This window comes from Polaromonas sp. P1_E12, from assembly GCF_056405975.1.
In genome coordinates this window covers 238,753-257,824 of sequence record NZ_JBFUBB010000007.1, presented here as the reverse complement: position 1 = coordinate 257,824, position 19,072 = coordinate 238,753, and the positions used below count along the sequence as shown (strand labels likewise).

Here is a 19,072-nt window from a genome sequence, read left to right as displayed (position 1 = left end):
GTAGGTAATTAGAGCAAGGGTGAAAACAGCCGCGCCGTGGCGTCGAGCAGGCGCATCAAAAAGTTCTGGGGGCGATGTGCGCGCACGGGCGCGGCGCTGAGCAGGTCGGTTTCAAACTGCGCAGCGAGCGGCCCTGCCAGCGCGGGGCCGTAGACCACGGCCATCACTTCGAAGTTGAGGCGAAAGCTGCGGTTGTCGAAATTGGCGGTGCCGACCATGGCACAGCTGTCGTCGACGACCAGTGTTTTGGAGTGCAGCATGCGGGCCTTGTACTCCCAGACCTTGACGCCAGCGGCGATCAGTTCGTCGAAGTAGGAGCGCGCCGCGGCGCTGACGACAAAGCTGTCGCTGCGGCGCGGCACCAGCAGGCGCACGTCGACGCCGCGCAGCGCAGCGCTGGTCAGCGCCATCAGCGCGGGTTCTCCCGGCACAAAGTAAGGCGTGGTCAACCAGGCGCGCTGGGTGGAGGCATTGATGGCGGCCAGGTGCATGCGGTGAATCGGCTCCAGCATGTTGTCGGGCCCGCTGGTCACAAACTGCACCGGAATGTCGCCGGCTTCTTCGTCAGGCACCAGGAGGGGCAGCAGGTGCGGAAGGGTCCCGTCCGTGTCGGCTATCGATTCGCCGGTGGCATAGGTCCAGTCTTCCAGGAAGGTGGTCTGCAGCCATCGCACCGCGCTGCCTTCAATGCGCAGGTGCACATCATGGTAGGCATCGGCGCGGGTGCGCCGGTCTTCTTCATCGGTGATGTTGACGCCGCCCGTGAAGCCGACACGGCCGTCGCAGACGACAATCTTGCGGTGGGTGCGGTAGTTGGTCACCGGGCGCAGGCGGCGGCCTATGCGGGTATCGTGAAAGAATGCAACCTCGACGCCCGCGGTCTCCAGCGGTGCCAGAAACCGGCTCCCAAGCCGCTTGGAGCCGAGCGCATCGACCAGCAGCCGCACCTTGACGCCCTGCTCGGCCCTTTCGGCCAGCAAGTCGCGCAGGGCAGTGCCGATGCGGTCGGGTTCAAAAATATAGTACTCGAGGTGCACATGATGGCGGGCGTCGCGGATCGCCTGGAAGATGCTGTCGAAGGTATGCGCCCCGCCTGAAAGCAGCTGGACGCCTGTGGCACTGGACACCGGAAGGCCGCAGGCGGCGGTTCCCAGGGCGGTCATCTGCCGCAGCGCCGGAGGTGCTCTTTCGGCCACGCCCTGCAACTGGGCCAGATCGGCATCGCCACGCGCACCGGCGCGGCTGCGCAGCCGCTTGAGGCGCTGCTTTTTGAGGCGCTGGGGACCGAGGAAGTAGTAAATCACGAAGCCGGCAAACGGCAGCAGGGCCAGCGACAGGATCCAGCTCATGGTGGAGACCGGCGCGCGCTTTTGCATCACGATCCAGACCGACAGCACTGCAATGTAGGCACTCCAGACCAGGGAGAGGCCGGTTTTCCATTCTGAGCTGAGTTCGGGAAGGGTCAAAGCGGGGTGTCTCTGGGGTTGGGGCGCGGGCGAAATGAAAAAAGGCCGATAGCGTGATGCTAGCGGCCTTTTTTGGGTGCGCGGAAACTATCCGCGCCGCTGGATCGGCTCGATCAGCGAATGGTCAGTTGGTTTCTGCCGCTTCGGCTTCCGGCTTGGCTTTACCTTCCTTCTTCGGCAGCGGCTGGATGTCGAGCTGGATTTCTCCGGTCTCAACTCCCTTCTCGTCCGTCGTGACCTTCATGTCCACCGTCAGGCGGCCACCGTCGGTCAGCCGGCCAAATAGCAGCTCGTCGGCCAGCGCACGGCGGATCGTGTCCTGGATCAGGCGCTGCATCGGGCGGGCGCCCATCAGCGGATCAAAGCCCTTCTTGCCGAGGTACTTGCGCAGCGTATCGGTGAAGGTGACTTCCACCTTCTTCTCGGCCAGTTGCGTTTCGAGCTGCAGCAGGAATTTGTCGACCACGCGCAGGATGACGGTTTCGTCCAGCGCCTTGAAGCTGACAGTCGCGTCCAGGCGGTTGCGGAACTCGGGCGTAAACAGGCGCTTGATGTCGGCCATCTCGTCGCCGGACTCGCGCGGGTTGGTAAAGCCAATGGTCGCCTTGTTCATCGTCTCGGCACCGGCGTTGGTGGTCATGACGATGATGACGTTGCGGAAATCGGCCTTGCGCCCGTTGTTGTCCGTCAGCGTGCCGTGGTCCATGACCTGCAGCAACACGTTGAAGATGTCCGGGTGCGCCTTTTCGATCTCGTCAAGCAGCAGCACGGCGTGCGGCTTCTTCGTGATGGCCTCAGTCAGCAAGCCACCCTGGTCAAAACCGACGTAACCCGGAGGCGCGCCAATCAGGCGGCTCACGGCATGGCGTTCCATGTACTCGGACATGTCGAAGCGGATCAACTCGATGCCCATGATGTAGGCCAGTTGCTTGGCAGCTTCCGTCTTGCCGACGCCAGTGGGGCCGGAGAACAGGAAGGAGCCGATCGGCTTGTCGTCCTTGCCCAGGCCGGAGCGCGCCATCTTGACGGCAGAGGCCAGCACTTCAAGGGCCTTGTCCTGGCCGAAGACCACGCTTTTCAGGTCCCGCTCGAGCGTCTGCAGCTTGCCGCGGTCGTCGTTGGAGACATTGGCGGGCGGGATGCGGGCGATCTTGGCCACGATCTCTTCGACCTCGGCCTTGGTGATGATCTTCTTGCGTTTGGACGCGGGCAGGATGCGCTGGGCAGCGCCGGCTTCATCGATCACGTCAATGGCTTTGTCGGGCAGATGGCGATCGTTGATGTACTTGGCGCTGAGCTCGGCGGCAGCCTGCAGGGCAGCCACGGCGTACTTGACGCTGTGGTGCTCTTCAAAGCGCGACTTCAGGCCCTTGAGGATGTCGACCGTTTCCTGCACGGTCGGCTCGACCACATCGACCTTCTGGAAGCGGCGCGACAGGGCCGCATCTTTTTCGAAGATACCGCGGTATTCGGTGAAGGTGGTCGCGCCGATGCACTTGAGCTGGCCGCTGGACAGCGCCGGCTTGAGCAGGTTGGACGCATCCAGCGTACCGCCCGAGGCCGCACCGGCACCGATCAGGGTGTGGATTTCGTCGATGAACAGGATGCCGTTGGGCTTGTCCTTCAATGCCTTGAGCACGCCCTTCAGGCGTTGTTCGAAGTCACCGCGGTACTTGGTGCCGGCCAGCAATGCGCCCATATCGAGCGAGTACACATTGGCTTCGGCCAGGATCTCGGGTACGTCTTTTTGCGTGATGCGCCAGGCCAGGCCCTCGGCAATCGCGGTTTTACCCACACCGGCCTCACCGACCAGCAGCGGGTTGTTCTTGCGGCGGCGGCAGAGAATCTGAATGACGCGCTCGACTTCATACTGGCGGCCGATCAGCGGATCGATCTTGCCGTCCTTGGCGAGCTGGTTCAGGTTGACGGTGAATTGTTCAAGCGGTGAGGCTTTTTCGTTCTTCTCGCCGCCCTCTTCGTTCTCGGCGGCGCTCTCGCCGGCCTTGGCTGGCTCGGGTGGATCGCTCTTCTTGATGCCGTGCGCGATGAAATTCACCACGTCCAGGCGGGTTACGCCCTGCTGGTGGAGGTAATACACGGCGTGGGAGTCTTTTTCACCAAAAATGGCGACCAGCACATTGGCGCCGGTGACTTCCTTCTTGCCATTGCCGGTGGACTGCACGTGCATGATGGCGCGCTGGATCACGCGCTGGAAGCCCAGCGTGGGCTGCGTGTCGACATCGTCGGTGCCGGCGACCTGCGGGGTGTTGTCCTTGATGAAATTGGCCAACGACTTGCGCAAGTCGTCCACATTGGCTGAGCAGGCGCGCAATACCTCGGCTGCACTGGGGTTGTCCAGCAAGGCAAGCAAGAGATGCTCAACGGTGATGAACTCGTGGCGCTGCTGACGCGCCTCGACAAACGCCATGTGCAAGCTGACTTCTAGTTCCTGGGCAATCATTGATCTTCCTTTCGGCTTGCTTGGGTTAACTCTACTGACTTATGAAGGGAATATTGGCCGGATTTACGATTATTCAATGGGCTCACTGACACACTGCAGCGGATGGCCGTTTTTCCGGGCAGCTTCGGTGACCTGGTCCACCTTGGTCGCCGCTACGTCCCTGGAAAACACGCCACAGACACCTTTGCCGTCCAGATGGATCTTCAGCATGATCTGCGTGGCGGTGTCATGGTCCTTGTTGAAAAACTCCTGGATCACCACCACCACGAACTCCATGGGGGTGTAGTCGTCGTTGAGCAGGACCACCTGGTACATCTGCGGGGGCTTGGTCTTTTGCGGCCGGCGCTCCAATACGACCGACTCTCCCCCATTGCCGTTATCGGGCTTGATAGCCGGGACTGGGGGCTGCACCGGAGAGTTAGGGGATTTTGGAGACTTGGTTGCCATGGAATTCATTCTAGCCACCGATGTAGTCCAGTGCGCCTGATAGGGAAATTGGTGGCGGGAACGCGACATTCAAGCGTGATTTTTTTCCTTTTCCGTGGCCAAGAAAAAAACCGCCGCGGGATTGCTCCCGGGCGGTTCTCGGAAAAACCGGCTGAGCCAGCTTTACATGTGGTCGATCATGACCTGGCCAAAGCCGGAGCAGCTGACCTGGGTTGCGCCTTCCATGAGGCGGGCGAAGTCATAAGTGACCTTCTTGGAGTCGATGGATTTTTCCATCGAGCTGATGATCAGGTCGGCAGCCTTGGTCCAACCCATGTGGCGCAGCATCATTTCGGCCGAGAGGATCTCGGAGCCGGGGTTCACGTAGTCTTTGCCAGCATACTTGGGCGCAGTACCGTGGGTGGCTTCAAACATGGCGACGGTGTCGCTCAGGTTGGCGCCGGGGGCGATGCCGATGCCGCCGACCTGGGCAGCCAGCGCGTCGGACACGTAGTCGCCGTTCAGGTTCAGGGTGGCGATCACGCTGTATTCAGCGGGACGCAGCAGGATCTGCTGCAGGAAAGCATCGGCGATGCTGTCCTTGACGGTGATTTCCTTGCCGGTCTTGGGGTTCTTGAACTTCATCCATGGGCCGCCGTCAATTTCCACGGCGCCGAATTCCTTCTTGGCCAGGGCATAAGCCCAGTCACGGAAGCCGCCTTCGGTGAACTTCATGATGTTGCCCTTGTGCACGATGGTCACGCTGGGCTTGTCGTTGTCGATGGCGTACTGGATGGCCTTGCGCACCAGGCGCTCGGTGCCTTCGCTGGAAACCGGCTTGATGCCGATGCCGGAGGTGTTCGGGAAGCGAATCTTCTTGACGCCCATCTCGTCCTGCAGGAACTTGATGAGTTTTTTGGCCTTGTCGCTGCCGGACTCGAACTCGATACCGGCGTAGATGTCTTCCGAGTTTTCGCGGAAGATGACCATGTGGGTCTTTTCAGGCTCTTTGACGGGCGAAGGAACGCCCTTGAAATACTGGATGGGGCGCAGGCAGACGTAAAGATCCAGCTCCTGGCGCAACGCCACGTTCAGGCTGCGGATGCCGCCGCCCACAGGGGTCGTCAGCGGACCCTTGATCGACACGACGTAGTCACGAACAGCGTGCAGGGTTTCTTCTGGCAGCCAGACGTCCGGGCCATAGACCTTGGTGGACTTTTCACCGGCAAACACTTCCATCCAGTGGATCTTTTTCTTGCCGCCGTAGGCTTTGGCAACAGCAGCATCAACCACTTTCAGCATCACCGGCGTAATGTCTGCGCCGGTGCCGTCGCCTTCAATGAACGGAATGATGGGTTCGTCAGGTACGTTCAACGAGTTGTCGGCATTGACAGTGATTTTTTGGCCTTGGGAAGGCACCTTGATGTGCTGATACATGAACAAAAGTCTCCGGTAAGCGCAAGGCGTCCAAGGGCACGCCACGCAACAGTTAGGTAAAAACCCCTAAATTCTAGCCGTAAAACCGTACAGCAAAAGAATTTGGGGGCATCGTGTCAACGGCTTTGGAACCGGCCTCGTTACGGTAGGGCCTCCGAGAAGTTCGGGGTATTTTTTCCAATAACGTTATCAAAGGAAATTCCAAATGAACAAAATCCTCGCTGCTTTGATCGCTGGCCTCTTCGCTGCTGGTGCTTTCGCACAAGCTTCCGCTCCTGCGGCTACCCCAGCCAAGCCAGCTGTTGCCGCAACGCCAGCCGCTCCTGCTGCAAAAGCAGAAGCCAAAGCTGAAGCAAAGCCAGCCAAAATGACCAAAGAAGAAAAAGCTGCTGCCAAGGCCGCAAAGAAAGAAAAAGCTGCTGCTGACAAGAAAGCAAAAGCTGAAGCCGCTGCAGCCAAGAAAGCCGAAGCTGCTGCCGCCAAAAAAGCAAAAGCTGAAGCCAAGAAGTAATTCCTGGTGACTTCGGTCAAAATGCCCGCCGCGTGCGGGCATTTTTTATGCGCGTCGTTTATGCTGGCCGATCAACTTCATGCGTGGTGACTCTATGTTTTTCGAACCCGGTACTGTCTTTTTTCGTGGGGCGTTCAAGGGCCTCACCCAGATGCTGGCTGTTGCCGCCTTGTTCGTGCCCCTGGGTGCTTCGGCGCAGGACGGCCCCCAGATGAATTTACAGCGCGTCAAGCTGTCGGCCGGCATGCACCTGATTGAGGCACAGGTGGCCCTCACGCCGGAACAGCGGCAAATCGGCCTGATGTTCCGCAAGGAAATGCCGCAACAGGAAGGCATGATTTTTATCTTCGAGCAGCCAGCCCAGCAGTGCTTCTGGATGAAAAACACCTTGCTGCCACTGACCGCCGCCTTTGTGGCGGATGACGGCACCATCGTGAACCTCGCCGACATGAAACCTCAAACCACAGACCCACACTGCTCTGCCCAACCCGTGCGCTTTGTCCTGGAAATGAACAAGGGCTGGTTTGCGCGAAAACGCATCAAGGCCGGCAGCAAACTGGGCGGCCCGATTTTCGAGGCGAAGCGCTGATTTCTCGCTTTTAAAACAAAAAAAGCCGACTCCTGTCGGCTTTTTTGTGGGCGAAGGCTTCTCGCCTCAGGCGAAGTTGGCCTCGGCAAAACTCCAGTTCACCAGATTGGAGAGGAAGGTTTCGACAAATTTCGGACGCAGGTTGCGGTAGTCGATGTAGTAGGCATGCTCCCAGACATCCACCGTCAGCAGGGCCTTGTCGGCGGTGGTGAGAGGGGTACCTGCCGGGCCGGTGTTGACAATATCAACCGTACCGTCGGCTTTTTTGACAAGCCACGTCCAGCCGGAACCGAAATTGCCAACGGCTGACTTGACGAAAGCCTCTTTGAACGCAGCGTAAGAGCCAAACTTGGCGTTGATGGCTGCAGCCAGCGCGCCGCCAGGTTCGCCGCCGCCGGCCGGTTTCATGCAGCTCCAGAAGAAGGTGTGGTTCCAGATCTGGGCCGCATTGTTGTACACACCGCCACTGGATTTCTTGACGATCTCTTCGAGCGTCATGGCTTCAAACTCAGTGCCTTTTTGCAGGTTGTTGAGGTTCACCACGTAAGCATTGTGGTGCTTACCATGGTGGTATTCAAAGGCTTCCTGGCTGTAATGCGGCGCCAGGGCGTCGATCGGGTACGGTAGCGGGGGGAGTTTGTGTTCCATGATTTTTTCCTCGTGGTGATGAATAAACTGCTTTTAACGATGTCATTGTAAAAACTAAATCAGCCTGCGCGCAGAAACCGTCAAATCGACCTCGCCGTCGGCAAGGGTAGCGCGTACGGGTTGCCCTATGTGTGTATTTTCCTGGCTGGTAATGGGCTGCCCATGAAGGTCGGCAAGCCAGGCATAACCGCGCTTCAGGACCAGTTTGGGATCCAGTAATTCAAGCCGCAACTGTGCGCGCTCGACGCGCTGCCGACCTCGTTGCAGGCTGCCTTGCACTTCGTGCGGAAAATCGCTGCCCAAGACCTGCAGCCTGCGCCGTTCGTGCTGCAGTGCCGAACGCGCCGCATGGCTCAGGCTCTGGCCGAGCCCGGCCAGACGGGCATGCTGCCTGGTAACCAGATGCGACGGCCGGGTGATTCGCGAAGCCGCCCAGTCCAGGCGCTGGTTGTGCGACTCCAGCTGGCGGTCTACACCGTTTTGCAGCCGCGACAGAGCCAGGTCCAGCGCACCCAGCCAGACAGCCTGGGGCTGCGCGCAGAGTTCTGCCGCGGCGGTCGGCGTGGGCGCACGCACGTCAGCGCAAAAATCAGCGATCGTGAAGTCGGTTTCATGTCCCACCCCGCTGATCACTGGCATGGGCGATTCCACCAGGGTTCGGGCGAGTTGCTCATCATTAAAAGCCCACAGGTCTTCCATGGCACCGCCGCCGCGTACCAACAGCAAGACATCCACGCGGTCCTGGGATCGCCGCTGATAGGCTTTGAGCAAAGCGGCGCGCAATTCGCCGGCTGCCTGGCTGCCCTGTACGCTGCCAGGATAGATAACCACGGGAATATGTGGCACACGGCGCTGCAAAGCACTCATGACATCGTGCAAGGCGGCGGCACCCAACGAAGTCACCACACCAATGGCGCGGGGCAGCAAAGGCAAAGGCCTTTTACGGCCTGGGTCGAAAAGACCCTCAGCTTCAAGTCTGGCCTTGAGCAGCAGGAACTGTTCAAAAAGGTTGCCCTGGCCCGCCTGGCGCATGGACTCCACCACCAGTTGCAACTCACCGCGCGGCTCATAAACACCCAGCCGTCCCCGCAACTCCACCAATTGGCCGTCGCGCGGGGAAAAATCGAGCATCGTGGCAGCGCGGCGAAACATGGCGCAGCGAACCTGCCCCTGTTCATCCTTGAGTGAAAAATAGCAGTGGCCGCTGGCCGCACGCGAAAAACCGCTGATCTCACCCTGCACCGCGACGGGGTTAAACCGGGCTTCAAGGCTGTCTGAAATAGCCCTCAGCAAAGACCCGACGGGCCATACCCGAATGCCCGCGTCGCGCGCTCCCGCTTGCGGCTTCCCCGAAGGAGTCGATGCATCAAACACGCCTAAACCCCTTGGCAATCCGGGTGTAATACTCCACAGAGAGCCGCCCTTCAAGGCTCAACCCCCTGGTTTCCCGCGGATATCGAGATAAATTCGTGTAACTCATTGATTTTGAATAACTTAATTCTGCTCAAAATTTCATCGTTCTGTCACATGCACGATTTGGCGCGGCTTGGAGGCCGCTGTGCCTCCACTTGCTAACAAAGTTATCCACAGCTTCTGTGGGCTACGTCCGACACGCGATGACGTTGCGAACATTTAACAGATCAGGCTCGGCTGCAACGAGATGGCAGTTTCTGTAAGCCATAATCCACCACAACTTACTGCCTGGAGATGTGCATTGTTTTCGATCATACAAGCCGCAGGTTGGCCGATTTGGCCCCTGGTTGCCTGCTCTGTCTTGGCCCTTGCTCTGGTTATCGAGCGTTTTACCAGCCTAAAAATCCGAAAAATCGCCCCCGCCAAGCTGCTTGACGAAGCCATCACCGTCTCCCGCGCCTCCGTCCCCTCCCCCGATGTGGTGGCGCAACTTGAACAGAATTCGCTGCTCGGCGAAGTGCTTGCCAGCGGTTTTCGTGCGCTGAACACCAATCCACGGATCAGCGAAGATGACCTGCGTTCCACGCTGGAAGGCGCGGGACGCAAGGCGGCCCACAAGCTGGAGCGCTACCTGGCAGCCCTGGCAACCATCGCCTCTGCCGCGCCCTTACTCGGTCTGCTGGGTACCGTCATCGGCATGATCGAGATTTTCGGCTCGCAGGCAGGTGGCGGAGGTGTGAGCAATGCCGCCGGCGGCAACCCTGCCCAGTTGGCGCAAGGCATCTCGATTGCGCTCTACAACACGGCTTTCGGCCTGATGGTGGCCATTCCCTCGCTGATTTTCTGGCGCTATTTCCGGGCGCGAGTGGACGGATATCTGCTGACGATGGAGCTGGCGGCCGAGCGTTTTGTACGCCACCTCAATACCCTCAGAAAATGAACTTTCGCCCCCATCCTCATGACGAGCCGGAGATCAACCTGATCCCCTTCATCGATGTGCTGCTCGTGGTGCTGATCTTCCTGATGCTGTCCACCACCTATAGCAAGTTCACCGAACTTCAGGTCAAGCTGCCGATCGCCAACGCCGAACAACAGCGCGACTATCCCAAGGAAGTCATCGTCGCCGTGAGCAGCGACGGTCGCTACATGGTCAACAAGACTTTGGTGGAAGGCCGTGGCATCGAAGTGCTGGGAGCCGCGCTTGCCGAAGCAGCGAAAGCCGGCAAGGAAAGCGTCATCATCATCAGCGCCGATGCCAACGCCACACATCAAGCCGTCATCACCGTCATGGAGGCCGCACGCCGCCAGGGGCTGACGCAAATCACATTTGCAACGCAAAGCGCCGCAACGGCCGGGGCCAGATAGGCCGGGGCCGGTTGCCCATTCCATGCAGCCTTCGCGGCGAAATGGCAGTCATCACGTGAAACAGATTTTGCAGAATGCCTGGCACAGACGGGGTTGGCTGGCATGCCTGCTCTGGCCGCTTGCCCAGGTCTATGGCCTGGTCGTGCGGCTGCGGTGGGTGCTGTATCGCCGTCACATTCTCCGGTCCGAACATTTTGGCGTTCCGGTGGTCGTGGTCGGAAACGTCATCGCCGGCGGCGCCGGAAAAACACCGCTGGTGATTGCCCTGGTGAAACATCTGCAGGCGCAACAGGTACTGGTAGGGGTGGTGTCCCGGGGTTACGGAAGGCACGGCACCGACTGCCTGGAGGTGATCCCCGGCGCATCCCCTCGTCTCACAGGCGACGAGCCGGCCCTTATCAAGCGTGCAACGGGTGCGCCTGTTTTTGTTGCCGGCAAGCGTGTAGACGCCGTGCGTGCATTGCTTGCCGCATATCCGGGCACGGCTGTAGTCGTGTGTGACGACGGGCTGCAACACTACGCCCTGCAACGCGATATCGAGATTGCCGTGTTCGACGACCGAGGTGTGGGGAACGGTTGGCTGCTACCGGCAGGCCCGTTGCGTGAGCCCTGGCCCGCACGCGAACGGGTTGGCTTGAATTTTGTGCTGCACACCGGGCAAAAACCGGCATTTGGAGGGTTTGTTTCCAGTCGCAAACTGGGCAACGAAGCTTACTCCGGCCGGGGCGAACCGGTCGCGCTAACGAGCCTGCGGGGCCGGCCTCTGGCGGCACTTGCGGGCATAGCCAACCCTGAAGCATTTTTCGGAATGCTGAGGGAAACCGGCCTGACGCTGCAGGCCACAACGGCCCTGCCCGACCACCATGACTTCACCGATCAAGACCTGGAGGCGGAGGCGCTCAAAGGGCGTGTGGTGCTGTGCACTGAAAAAGACGCTGTCAAGCTTTTTGCCCTGCAGGGCACGTCACAAAGGGAGGTTCTGGCCGTGCCTTTGGTGTTTACGCCCGAACCAGCGTTCTTTGCCGCACTCGATGCCCGGCTGGCCCCTTTGATTTCTCCCTTACCATCAGGCCATGGACACCAAACTGCTTGAACTGCTGGTCTGCCCTGTGACCAAAGGCCCGCTCGACTACGACCGGGAAAAACAGGAACTTGTTTCCCGCAGCGCCCGCCTCGCGTACCCGGTGCGCGACGGGCTTCCCGTGCTGCTGGAAAGCGAAGCGCGGACCTTGACCGACGAAGAGCTCGGCCTGTGAACGGGTCCTTGAAAAACACAGGCAAGACCCCGAAAGCATGAGCTTCACCGTCCTCATTCCGGCCAGGCTGGCCTCTACACGCCTGCCCAACAAGCCGCTCGCCGACATCGGCGGCGCACCCATGGTCGTGCGTGTGGCGCAGCGCGCGATGCAGAGCACTGCCCTGCGCACCGTCGTCGCAACCGACAGCAACGAAATCATCGAAAAATGCGCGTCTTTCGGCATCGCCGCCGTGCTCACCCGGGAAGACCATCCCAGCGGCAGCGACCGGCTCGCGGAAGCCTGCAGCGTGCTGGGACTCGCGGACGACGACATTGTGGTGAACGTGCAAGGTGACGAGCCGCTGATTGACCCGGCCTTGATCGACGCGGTCGCACGCCTGCTCATCGAGCGCCCGGACTGCGCCATGAGCACGGCGGCGCATGCCATCCAGCAGCTGGCCGACCTGAACAACCCCAATGTGGTCAAGGTTGTGCTTGATGCGCGCCATACGGCCCTTTACTTCAGCCGCTCACCCATTCCGGCCGCGCGCGACTTTACCGGCAAGGCGTGGTGGGAGGCCGGCAGCAGCCTGCCCCGGCCACTCCGGCACGTAGGCATTTACGGCTATCGGGTGGGATTTCTGCGGGAGTTCCCGCGCCTTCCCCAGTCGCCACTCGAGCAACTGGAGTGCCTTGAGCAACTCCGGGCGCTGTGGCACGGCCATCGCATCGCCGTGCACATCACCGGCGACGTGCCTGGGCCGGGCGTTGACACGCCGGAAGACCTGGACCTCGCCCGCAAGCTGTTTTCCTGACCTGCCCTCCCCGGCATGACGCGGGCTCGTAAGTTGCTGTCAGGGGTGCATGCTATCCTTGGGAAAAACACAAGTGTGAGGCCTGCAGGGCGTGCCGGCAGCCCTCCATACCTGTCAAGCAGCCCCTGCGGAAACCGGCCGGCGGTTCGGGCTGACTTCAAGAATTCATAAAATCCGAGGACATCCATGAGACTGATTTTGTTGGGCGCGCCTGGCGCGGGCAAAGGGACGCAAGCGACCTTCATCTGCCAGAAGTACGGCATTCCCCAGATTTCCACCGGCGACATGCTTCGTGCGGCCGTCAAAGCCGGCACGCAGCTGGGCATTGAAGCCAAAAAAATCATGGACTCGGGTGCACTGGTCAGCGACGACCTGATCATCAATTTAGTCAAAGAGCGCATTGCCCAGCCCGACTGCGCCAAGGGCTTTCTGTTTGACGGCTTTCCCCGCACCATTCCGCAGGCCGACGCCATGAAGTCTGCCGGCGTCAAGCTGGATTACGTTCTTGAAATCGACGTACCATTCGACGCCATCATCGAGCGCATGAGCGGACGCCGTTCGCACCCCGCCTCAGGCCGCACCTATCACGTCAAGTTCAATCCGCCCAAGGTCGAAGGCAAAGACGATGTGACCGGCGAGCCGCTGATCCAGCGCGATGACGACAAGGAAGAAACCGTCCGCAAGCGCCTGGAGGTTTACAGCGCGCAGACCCGTCCGCTGGTTGAGTACTACTCCAGCTGGGCAAAGTCAGAGCCTGAACTGGCCCCAAAATACCGTGCCATCAGCGGCATGGGCGGTGTTGACGAGATCACCGCCCGCGCGTTCAAAGCGCTGGCGGGCTGAATCGAGCCTCCAGCGAGTCCATCTGCACCCCAAAGCCGTCAGTCTGACGGCTTTTTTCATTCCAGTTCCCGGCAGACTGAAATCGGAAGGCAGGGTTCAGCTTTGCGCCAACAGCTCGAGCATCATCGCTATTCTCGCCTTCACGGGGCTCAGCCCCTGCGAATCAGAAAACAGATCCCCGGGTGTGGGCAAGACACGACCATTGAGGCACCTTGTCGACCGGACGACCCGCACCCCCGCAGACCGCGCGCGAAGCAAGGCCGCCTCCAGCGCATGGTGCAAGGTGCCATTACCCGTGGCGGCAACTACAAGCCCCTGAACACCCTGCGCCAGCAACGCGTCCACGACCGCACCACTGGCGCCGGCATGGTTCATGACGATCTCAACGTGCGGCCACTGGACCGGAACCACGGAGTTCGCTATTATTTTAATAGCTGCTTGCGCTCGTTCTACATGGGTTTCAGGCCAATTTCGCATTAACCTGAGGAATCCTTCCTCCACATAGCCAATCGGCCCCGCATCACCAGAGTCAAAGGCGTCAACCTTGTAGGTATGCACTTTCTGCACGTCCAGCGCGCTGTGGATGGTTCCGGCGCACACCGCAACCACACCCCTCGCCCCCGCATGACGCGCCGCCGCCATGGCATCCAGCATGTTCTGGGGGCCGTCAGGCACCAGCGCCGTCGCGGGCCGCATGGCGCAGGTCAGCACCACAGGTTTATCGGGGCGGCACACCGCATGAAGGAAATATGCCGTCTCTTCCAGCGTGTCCGTTCCGTGCGTGATAACAATGCCCTGCACGTCCGGCTGGGCCAGAAAGTAATTGACCCGACTGGCCAGCTGCATCCATACCTCGAAGCTCATGTCCTTACTGTCGACCTGCGCGACCTGCTCGGTCATCAAGGGGCCGTACCTTGCCAAGGACGGGACCGCCACGACCAGCTGCTCAACGCCCACCTGGGCGGCGGTATAGCCGATGTTGTCCGACGCACTCGCAGCCTGCCCGGCAATCGTGCCGCCAGTGCCCAGAATCACAATATTTTGAGGATACATAAAACGTAAACTTGCAATCTTTTAAAAACTGGATGAAAATACAGTTACTGGATATTAAAACAGCTACAGCAACGTGCGTACCCAAAGCCAACAGGCAACAGGCAACAGGCAACAGGCAACAGGCAACAGGCAACAGGCAACAGGCAACAGGCAACAGGCAATACGCAAGCGGGCTGAAGTTGTGATTCAAGGAGCAACAGTGATGAGCACACTCGATAACTTTCCGCATTTTCCCTCTGAGGCTCCCAAGCTCACTGCGCGCCAGCAGCAAATTCTGGAATTGATCCAGAGCGCCATCGCGCGCACGGGCGCCCCGCCCACCCGTGCTGAAATCGCCGCTGAGCTTGGCTTTCGCTCTGCCAACGCCGCCGAGGAGCACTTGCAGGCACTGGCCCGCAAAGGCGTCATCGAGCTGGTCAGCGGGACTTCACGCGGCATACGTTTGCGCAATGACGCCCTTCGCAGCCTGAACGAATCCAGAATCAAACAGTTTTCCCTGCCGTTGCAAAGCCTGGCCCAACTCGCCCTACCTCTGGTGGGGCGGGTTGCTGCTGGCAGCCCGATTCTCGCGCAGGAACATGTCGAGCAAACCTATTATTTTGAAAGCAGCCTGTTTCAGCGCCAGCCCGACTACCTGCTCAAGGTTCGCGGCATGAGCATGCGGGACGCAGGCATCATGGATGGCGACCTGCTGGCCGTCAAGCAATCAAAGGAAGCCAAGAATGGTCAAATTGTCGTGGCCCGGCTGGGTGATGAAGTGACCGTCAAGCGCTTTCGCCGCAACAAGCACCTGATCGAACTTCTGCCCGAAAACCCGGACTTTAAAACCATTGTGGTCGAGCCCGGCGAGCCTTTCGAACTGGAAGGCCTGGCCGTCGGCCTCATTCGCAACACGATGCTGATGTAGGCAGTTCACCTGGCCACGCACCAGGTGGCGGGCGTTTGGCCGTTGTGATGGCCAACACCCTGGTGCCGGGGCCTTCCTGGCAATTTGCCAGTTTGCAATCCTGCCTGTGTAAACCTCTCTCATACAGGAGTTCATCATGGGAATCATCAGTTTTTCACATACACCAATGTCGTCAGTCCTGCTGGCACCCGTGCAGGCATTGGTGTCATTGTTTTTGCCGGCGCAGGGTATGGCTGGGGCAAGCCGTTTTTCCGCGCCAGCCGGCGCGCAGCCCAGATCTCACCAGCTTGCGCTACCCTTTGCTTCCGGCGATTTCGCGGCAATGCGCGGCCCGTCTGCCCGCGCCACTGGTACTCTTGCCGTCCAACGCTCTGTCAAGGCGTCCCGACCCAGCCGGCTGCGAGTTGTCCGTGAGTTTGACTCCAATGTCGGCCCAGCGTGCGCTGGCCGCATGGTGATATCCGGCCGCATGGCCGACGTCTGCGCGGAACTTGAGCGCATGAGCCAGCGAGAAACCTCTTTGAGATAACTGGTACGGCAAGCTTCCCACCAGAAGTTCAGCCCGGGCCTATGCGCTTTGCGGCGCCGTCTAGTGCGTTTCCTTGAGATACAAAATCCCCAGTCGGAAGTGACCCCGGCGGCAAGGAAGAAAAATCTTGCAGGCACAATATCGGCATGAATATTGTGATCCTCGACGACTATCAGGACGCGGTGCGGAAACTGAACTGCGCAGCCAAGCTGGAGGCCTACCCCGCCAAGGTCTATACCAACACCGTTAAAGGCATCGGCCAGCTGTCCGTCCGCCTCAAGGATGCCGATGTCATCGTCCTGATCCGGGAGAGAACCCAGCTCAACCGGCAAGTTATTGAAAAGCTGCCCAAACTCAAGCTGATTGCCCAGACAGGCCGTGTCGGAAGCCATATAGATGTCGCGGCTTGCACAGAACGCGGCATCGCGGTTGCCGAGGGCATTGGGTCTCCTACGGCACCCGCGGAGCTGACCTGGGCACTGGTGATGACCGCCATGCGCCGCATTCCGCACTATGTAGCCCACTTGAAGCATGGCGCCTGGCAGCAGGCAGGGCTCAAGTCAGCTTCGATGCCACCCAACTTCGGCATTGGCTCCGTCCTCAAGGGCAAGACATTGGGGGTATGGAGCTACGGGAAGATCGGGCAAATTGTGGCTGGCTACGGCAGGGCCTTCGGTATGCGTGTCGTCATTTGGGGCCGCGACGCATCACTGGAGCGGGCACAGGCCGATGGCTTTGAAGTCGCGGCCAGCAAAGCCGAATTCTTTGAGCAAAGCGATGTACTGAGCCTTCACCTGCGACTCAACGCAGAGACACGCGGTATCGTCACGCTGGAAGACCTGTCGCGCATGAAAACCACGTCCCTGCTGGTGAATACATCAAGGGCGGAGCTGATCGAGCCGGAAGCATTGATCGCCTCCCTCAATCGCGGGCGGCCCGGCCTGGCGGCCATCGATGTTTTTGAGTCGGAGCCCATCCTGCAAGGCCATGCGCTGCTCCGCCTGGAAAACTGCATTTGCACGCCGCATATTGGCTATGTTGAACAGGACAGCTATGAGCTGTACTTTGGCGCGGCGTTTGACAACGTCGTCAACTTCATCAAGGGCACGCCCACCAATATCGTCAACCCGGGGGCCTTGCAAGTACGGCGCTGATGTGACACGCCCAGCCTGATCAAGTGCGCGTAAACCCGGGATTCCCGGCGAGCCAGGCTCAAACTTCGCTCAAGTTTTCTGCGTCGGCCCCGAAGAATCCGGAAAGTCGAGGTCAAACTCGATGAGATTGTTGGCAGCGGCTTGCGGCGGCCGCGCACCAGCGTCGATCGATGGAAACGGGACCAGGTCCCCGCCCTCACCTGCACTCAAATCAATATCAAGGCCAAGCCGGGGGGAAGCGGGAGGCTGCGTCGGGTCGGTTGCACCTGCCACGGCAGGAGACGGCAAAGGCGCCACGATCTGGAACCGGGCTGACAGTGGCTGGATGCTGGTGGGTCCAAAGCCTGCAACGCTTGGGAGCGTATCCGGCATGGTCGGAATCGACGGTGCGTCCGATGGTTTTACCGGTGCTTCGGCGTCGCCGGGCGGCCGGCTAACAATCCTTTTTGCGATCGAGTGGAGGAGCAACAGCTCGCGGTAGGCGGCCAGGCTGAAGACCTCTCCCCGCGAATCCGGTTTGCGGAATATGGACTCTTCAAGTACGTCGAGTACCTTGGGCGTTGGCCAGAGGGCCTCAATCCGCGAGAGGGCCTCCGTGTAATACTCAAGATCGTGCGTATTCGCCGCGTATTCGTCGAATGGCGGCACCTTGGCATTGAACATCTTGTTGAAGTCTGTGCGCAACGCGTCGTAATCCTCCCGGCGTCCCAAGCTGTGATAGAGGTCAAACAGGTCGAGATAGACGAGCGCGCTTGTTTCCACGTTGTCCATGATGTGGTGGCGCAGAACATCTACCGCCTTGTCGGGCCGGCCGAGCGACAGGAAAAAATCGGCCTGTTGCTGCACATCAAACAGCTCTTCGGCATTCACAATCCGCGGCATGCTGCTGATACCGCTCAGGCTAGGCAGAAATTCCGAGGGGAATCTGGATTCGGCAACCCTTGGGCGCGCCACGGCGCTTGAAGCCGGCGTATTTTTCGGCGCATCGAGAAATGGTTCGCTGGGATCGAAATCAACCAGCGAATCGGGCATAGGCCCGGCGCTCACCGATTCAGCTTCTGAGGCCCCGCGCAAAAAGGCTTTCCCGGTGTTACCCGTACCTTCAGTCACATAAGGCGCGCTGTCTTCGGCAAACCCTTTGCCCCACCATGATCCCCGGCTGACACGGCTTTGCTGTCGGCTACGTATCCATAGTGCCAGGATCGCAAGAAGGGAGGCGACCAGCAAGGCGTAAAGGGCGTATACGAGCCAGTTGTTATAGCGTTCACCGCGCGCCTGCTCAAGCTGGCCGCGCATTTCCATCACGGCTTTTTCGGTTTTCTGGCTTCGCGCGAGCATGCCGGCAACATCGGCTTCCAGGGATTTCAGGCGCTGGCTGTCGCGCACCATGTCTTGCGGCTGTGCATTAAGCGCCTGCCACAGTGCGGCGGCAGCAGCGCGCTGCTGGGCGTCTGTTGAGGGCTCCGTCAGCAGCTCCGGCGAAGACCGGAGCACAGGGTCGCGCTCGGCCGCCAGGTCAATGGGGTCAAGTTTCAGGCGAGAACGGAGCTTGCCCGCCGGCTCGGATGCGGACTTGCCAGCCCCGCGAACAGCAGGCGTTGCCTGCAGCAACCCAACTGAGGTAGCCGATCGCAATTCACTGCCTCCGGCAGGCGGGACTTTTCCGGACCTCGCTCTTGGGGCTTTTCCCGGGCTGGAGGGCGCGGAGCCTGCCTGTGCCTTTGTGGCGTTGCCGCCGGCGCCAACAACACCAGGCATCTGCGCCACCAGAGGGGCAGTCGCCACGGCTTCTCCGCCGACAACGGGAATCGGGCTGGTGTTTTCTCCGGCCACTTCCGCCAGCAGCACGTACTTGCGCGTGTTTTTCTGCAAGCATCCTTCACGCACATAGAGTGTCACCACCGGCTCGTCGACGCCTGAGCTTGTGCGGATGCGGATCAGTGCCTCACCGGAAGCGCCTTGCGACGTGACAACGCGTACCTTGTCCTGGGCAACCTGGCTGTCGCCAAAAAACACATCTGCCGCCACACAGACTGCAGACAGCCCTTCCGTGCCGTCCAGGTGCGCCGACAGAGTGACATCAAGGGGGCGTCCGACAAGGGTGGCGCCGCGCATGCGCCCCAGCGACAAGGCCATGCTGTGGACGGCAACGCCCATCAGCAGAACGCCAAGGAGATATTTGACAGGCTTCTTGGCAAGTTTCATGGGGTGGGCAATT

19 protein-coding genes are annotated in these 19,072 nt (G+C 60.1%); 11 read left to right on the top strand and 8 right to left on the bottom strand.

The features are described 5' to 3' along the window. Positions 1–8: 8 nt before the first annotated feature. From cls to icd, 4 genes are all read right to left on the bottom strand, one after another. Entirely contained in the window at positions 9–1,466 is a 1,458-nt protein-coding gene (gene cls / locus AC1D13_RS19470) for a cardiolipin synthase (protein ID WP_477665951.1), read from the bottom strand. 124 nt (positions 1,467–1,590) lie between these two features. After that, complete coding sequence (gene clpA, locus AC1D13_RS19465) at positions 1,591–3,927, bottom strand: ATP-dependent Clp protease ATP-binding subunit ClpA (RefSeq protein ID WP_477690131.1); 2,337 nt, start codon at positions 3,925–3,927, stop codon at positions 1,591–1,593. A gap of 69 nt (positions 3,928–3,996) precedes the next feature. Continuing rightward, entirely contained in the window at positions 3,997–4,374 is a 378-nt protein-coding gene (gene clpS, locus AC1D13_RS19460) for an ATP-dependent Clp protease adapter ClpS (protein WP_457280765.1), read from the bottom strand. 162 nt (positions 4,375–4,536) lie between these two features. Next, the gene (icd, locus tag AC1D13_RS19455; protein ID WP_457280764.1) at positions 4,537–5,796 is read right to left on the bottom strand and encodes an NADP-dependent isocitrate dehydrogenase; all 1,260 of its coding nucleotides are present in this window, start codon (positions 5,794–5,796) and stop codon (positions 4,537–4,539) included. A gap of 199 nt (positions 5,797–5,995) precedes the next feature. Between icd and AC1D13_RS19450 the strand changes: the two genes are divergently transcribed. Then, positions 5,996–6,301 (top strand): hypothetical protein, encoded by a 306-nt coding sequence (locus AC1D13_RS19450; RefSeq protein ID WP_457280763.1) that lies wholly within the window; start codon positions 5,996–5,998, stop codon positions 6,299–6,301. Between the two features lie 151 nt (positions 6,302–6,452). Further along, positions 6,453–6,890: a DUF192 domain-containing protein gene (locus AC1D13_RS19445; RefSeq protein WP_477666040.1), complete on the top strand. Its 438-nt coding sequence runs from the start codon at positions 6,453–6,455 to the stop codon at positions 6,888–6,890. Between the two features lie 66 nt (positions 6,891–6,956). Here AC1D13_RS19445 and AC1D13_RS19440 read toward each other — a convergent pair whose 3' ends face one another. Next, complete coding sequence (locus tag AC1D13_RS19440) at positions 6,957–7,538, bottom strand: Fe-Mn family superoxide dismutase (RefSeq protein WP_431096247.1); 582 nt, start codon at positions 7,536–7,538, stop codon at positions 6,957–6,959. 54 nt (positions 7,539–7,592) lie between these two features. Further along, on the bottom strand, positions 7,593–8,912 hold the full coding sequence (gene xseA, locus AC1D13_RS19435; protein WP_477690130.1) for an exodeoxyribonuclease VII large subunit: 1,320 nt from the start codon (positions 8,910–8,912) through the stop codon (positions 7,593–7,595). A 340-nt stretch (positions 8,913–9,252) separates the two neighbouring features. On the opposite strand from xseA, the gene AC1D13_RS19430 reads away from it, so the two are divergent. The 6 genes from AC1D13_RS19430 (at position 9,253) to adk (ending at position 13,211) form a co-directional block, all read left to right on the top strand. Continuing rightward, positions 9,253–9,891 (top strand): MotA/TolQ/ExbB proton channel family protein, encoded by a 639-nt coding sequence (locus AC1D13_RS19430; protein ID WP_457280990.1) that lies wholly within the window; start codon positions 9,253–9,255, stop codon positions 9,889–9,891. Further along, complete coding sequence (locus AC1D13_RS19425; RefSeq protein WP_457280760.1) at positions 9,888–10,316, top strand: ExbD/TolR family protein; 429 nt, start codon at positions 9,888–9,890, stop codon at positions 10,314–10,316. Before AC1D13_RS19430 ends, AC1D13_RS19425 begins: the two co-directional genes overlap by 4 nt. A gap of 22 nt (positions 10,317–10,338) precedes the next feature. Continuing rightward, positions 10,339–11,409: a tetraacyldisaccharide 4'-kinase gene (lpxK, locus tag AC1D13_RS19420; protein WP_477690129.1), complete on the top strand. Its 1,071-nt coding sequence runs from the start codon at positions 10,339–10,341 to the stop codon at positions 11,407–11,409. Then, on the top strand, positions 11,390–11,572 hold the full coding sequence (locus AC1D13_RS19415; protein WP_122956562.1) for a Trm112 family protein: 183 nt from the start codon (positions 11,390–11,392) through the stop codon (positions 11,570–11,572). Before lpxK ends, AC1D13_RS19415 begins: the two co-directional genes overlap by 20 nt. Before the next feature lie 37 nt (positions 11,573–11,609). Continuing rightward, a complete protein-coding gene (gene kdsB, locus AC1D13_RS19410) occupies positions 11,610–12,368 on the top strand; it encodes a 3-deoxy-manno-octulosonate cytidylyltransferase (protein WP_477690128.1) in 759 nt (252 codons plus the stop codon). A gap of 186 nt (positions 12,369–12,554) precedes the next feature. After that, positions 12,555–13,211: an adenylate kinase gene (adk, locus tag AC1D13_RS19405; protein ID WP_477648743.1), complete on the top strand. Its 657-nt coding sequence runs from the start codon at positions 12,555–12,557 to the stop codon at positions 13,209–13,211. 96 nt (positions 13,212–13,307) lie between these two features. Here adk and AC1D13_RS19400 read toward each other — a convergent pair whose 3' ends face one another. Beyond that, entirely contained in the window at positions 13,308–14,264 is a 957-nt protein-coding gene (locus tag AC1D13_RS19400; protein WP_477665947.1) for an asparaginase, read from the bottom strand. A gap of 202 nt (positions 14,265–14,466) precedes the next feature. Here AC1D13_RS19400 and lexA point away from each other — a divergent pair, with 202 nt between their 5' ends. The 3 genes from lexA to AC1D13_RS19385 all read left to right on the top strand — a co-directional run bounded on the left by lexA (position 14,467) and on the right by AC1D13_RS19385 (position 16,854). Further along, entirely contained in the window at positions 14,467–15,171 is a 705-nt protein-coding gene (gene lexA, locus AC1D13_RS19395) for a transcriptional repressor LexA (RefSeq protein WP_457280989.1), read from the top strand. Between the two features lie 136 nt (positions 15,172–15,307). After that, positions 15,308–15,700, top strand: coding sequence for a hypothetical protein (locus AC1D13_RS19390; protein WP_457280755.1), 393 nt, complete (start codon positions 15,308–15,310; stop codon positions 15,698–15,700). A gap of 146 nt (positions 15,701–15,846) precedes the next feature. Then, a complete protein-coding gene (locus tag AC1D13_RS19385) occupies positions 15,847–16,854 on the top strand; it encodes a D-2-hydroxyacid dehydrogenase family protein (protein WP_457280754.1) in 1,008 nt (335 codons plus the stop codon). 69 nt (positions 16,855–16,923) lie between these two features. Here AC1D13_RS19385 and AC1D13_RS19380 read toward each other — a convergent pair whose 3' ends face one another. Beyond that, positions 16,924–19,059 (bottom strand): type IV pilus assembly protein FimV, encoded by a 2,136-nt coding sequence (locus tag AC1D13_RS19380; protein ID WP_477690127.1) that lies wholly within the window; start codon positions 19,057–19,059, stop codon positions 16,924–16,926. Positions 19,060–19,072: the final 13 nt, after the last annotated feature.

Bases quoted from the DNA above. Each gene is read 5' to 3' on its own strand.
- clpA (WP_477690131.1), bottom strand. From the start codon at position 3,927: ATGATTGCCCAGGAACTAGAAGTCAGCTTGCACATGGCGTTTGTCGAG.
- clpS (WP_457280765.1), bottom strand. From the start codon at position 4,374: ATGGCAACCAAGTCTCCAAAATCCCCTAACTCTCCGGTGCAGCCCCCA.
- AC1D13_RS19450 (WP_457280763.1), top strand. From the start codon at position 5,996: ATGAACAAAATCCTCGCTGCTTTGATCGCTGGCCTCTTCGCTGCTGGT.
- AC1D13_RS19445 (WP_477666040.1), top strand. From the start codon at position 6,453: ATGCTGGCTGTTGCCGCCTTGTTCGTGCCCCTGGGTGCTTCGGCGCAG.
- AC1D13_RS19440 (WP_431096247.1), bottom strand. From the start codon at position 7,538: ATGGAACACAAACTCCCCCCGCTACCGTACCCGATCGACGCCCTGGCG.
- AC1D13_RS19425 (WP_457280760.1), top strand. From the start codon at position 9,888: ATGAACTTTCGCCCCCATCCTCATGACGAGCCGGAGATCAACCTGATC.
- lpxK (WP_477690129.1), top strand. From the start codon at position 10,339: ATGCAGCCTTCGCGGCGAAATGGCAGTCATCACGTGAAACAGATTTTG.
- AC1D13_RS19415 (WP_122956562.1), top strand. From the start codon at position 11,390: ATGGACACCAAACTGCTTGAACTGCTGGTCTGCCCTGTGACCAAAGGC.
- kdsB (WP_477690128.1), top strand. From the start codon at position 11,610: ATGAGCTTCACCGTCCTCATTCCGGCCAGGCTGGCCTCTACACGCCTG.
- adk (WP_477648743.1), top strand. From the start codon at position 12,555: ATGAGACTGATTTTGTTGGGCGCGCCTGGCGCGGGCAAAGGGACGCAA.
- AC1D13_RS19400 (WP_477665947.1), bottom strand. From the start codon at position 14,264: ATGTATCCTCAAAATATTGTGATTCTGGGCACTGGCGGCACGATTGCC.
- lexA (WP_457280989.1), top strand. From the start codon at position 14,467: ATGAGCACACTCGATAACTTTCCGCATTTTCCCTCTGAGGCTCCCAAG.
- AC1D13_RS19390 (WP_457280755.1), top strand. From the start codon at position 15,308: ATGGGAATCATCAGTTTTTCACATACACCAATGTCGTCAGTCCTGCTG.
- AC1D13_RS19385 (WP_457280754.1), top strand. From the start codon at position 15,847: ATGAATATTGTGATCCTCGACGACTATCAGGACGCGGTGCGGAAACTG.
- AC1D13_RS19380 (WP_477690127.1), bottom strand. From the start codon at position 19,059: ATGAAACTTGCCAAGAAGCCTGTCAAATATCTCCTTGGCGTTCTGCTG.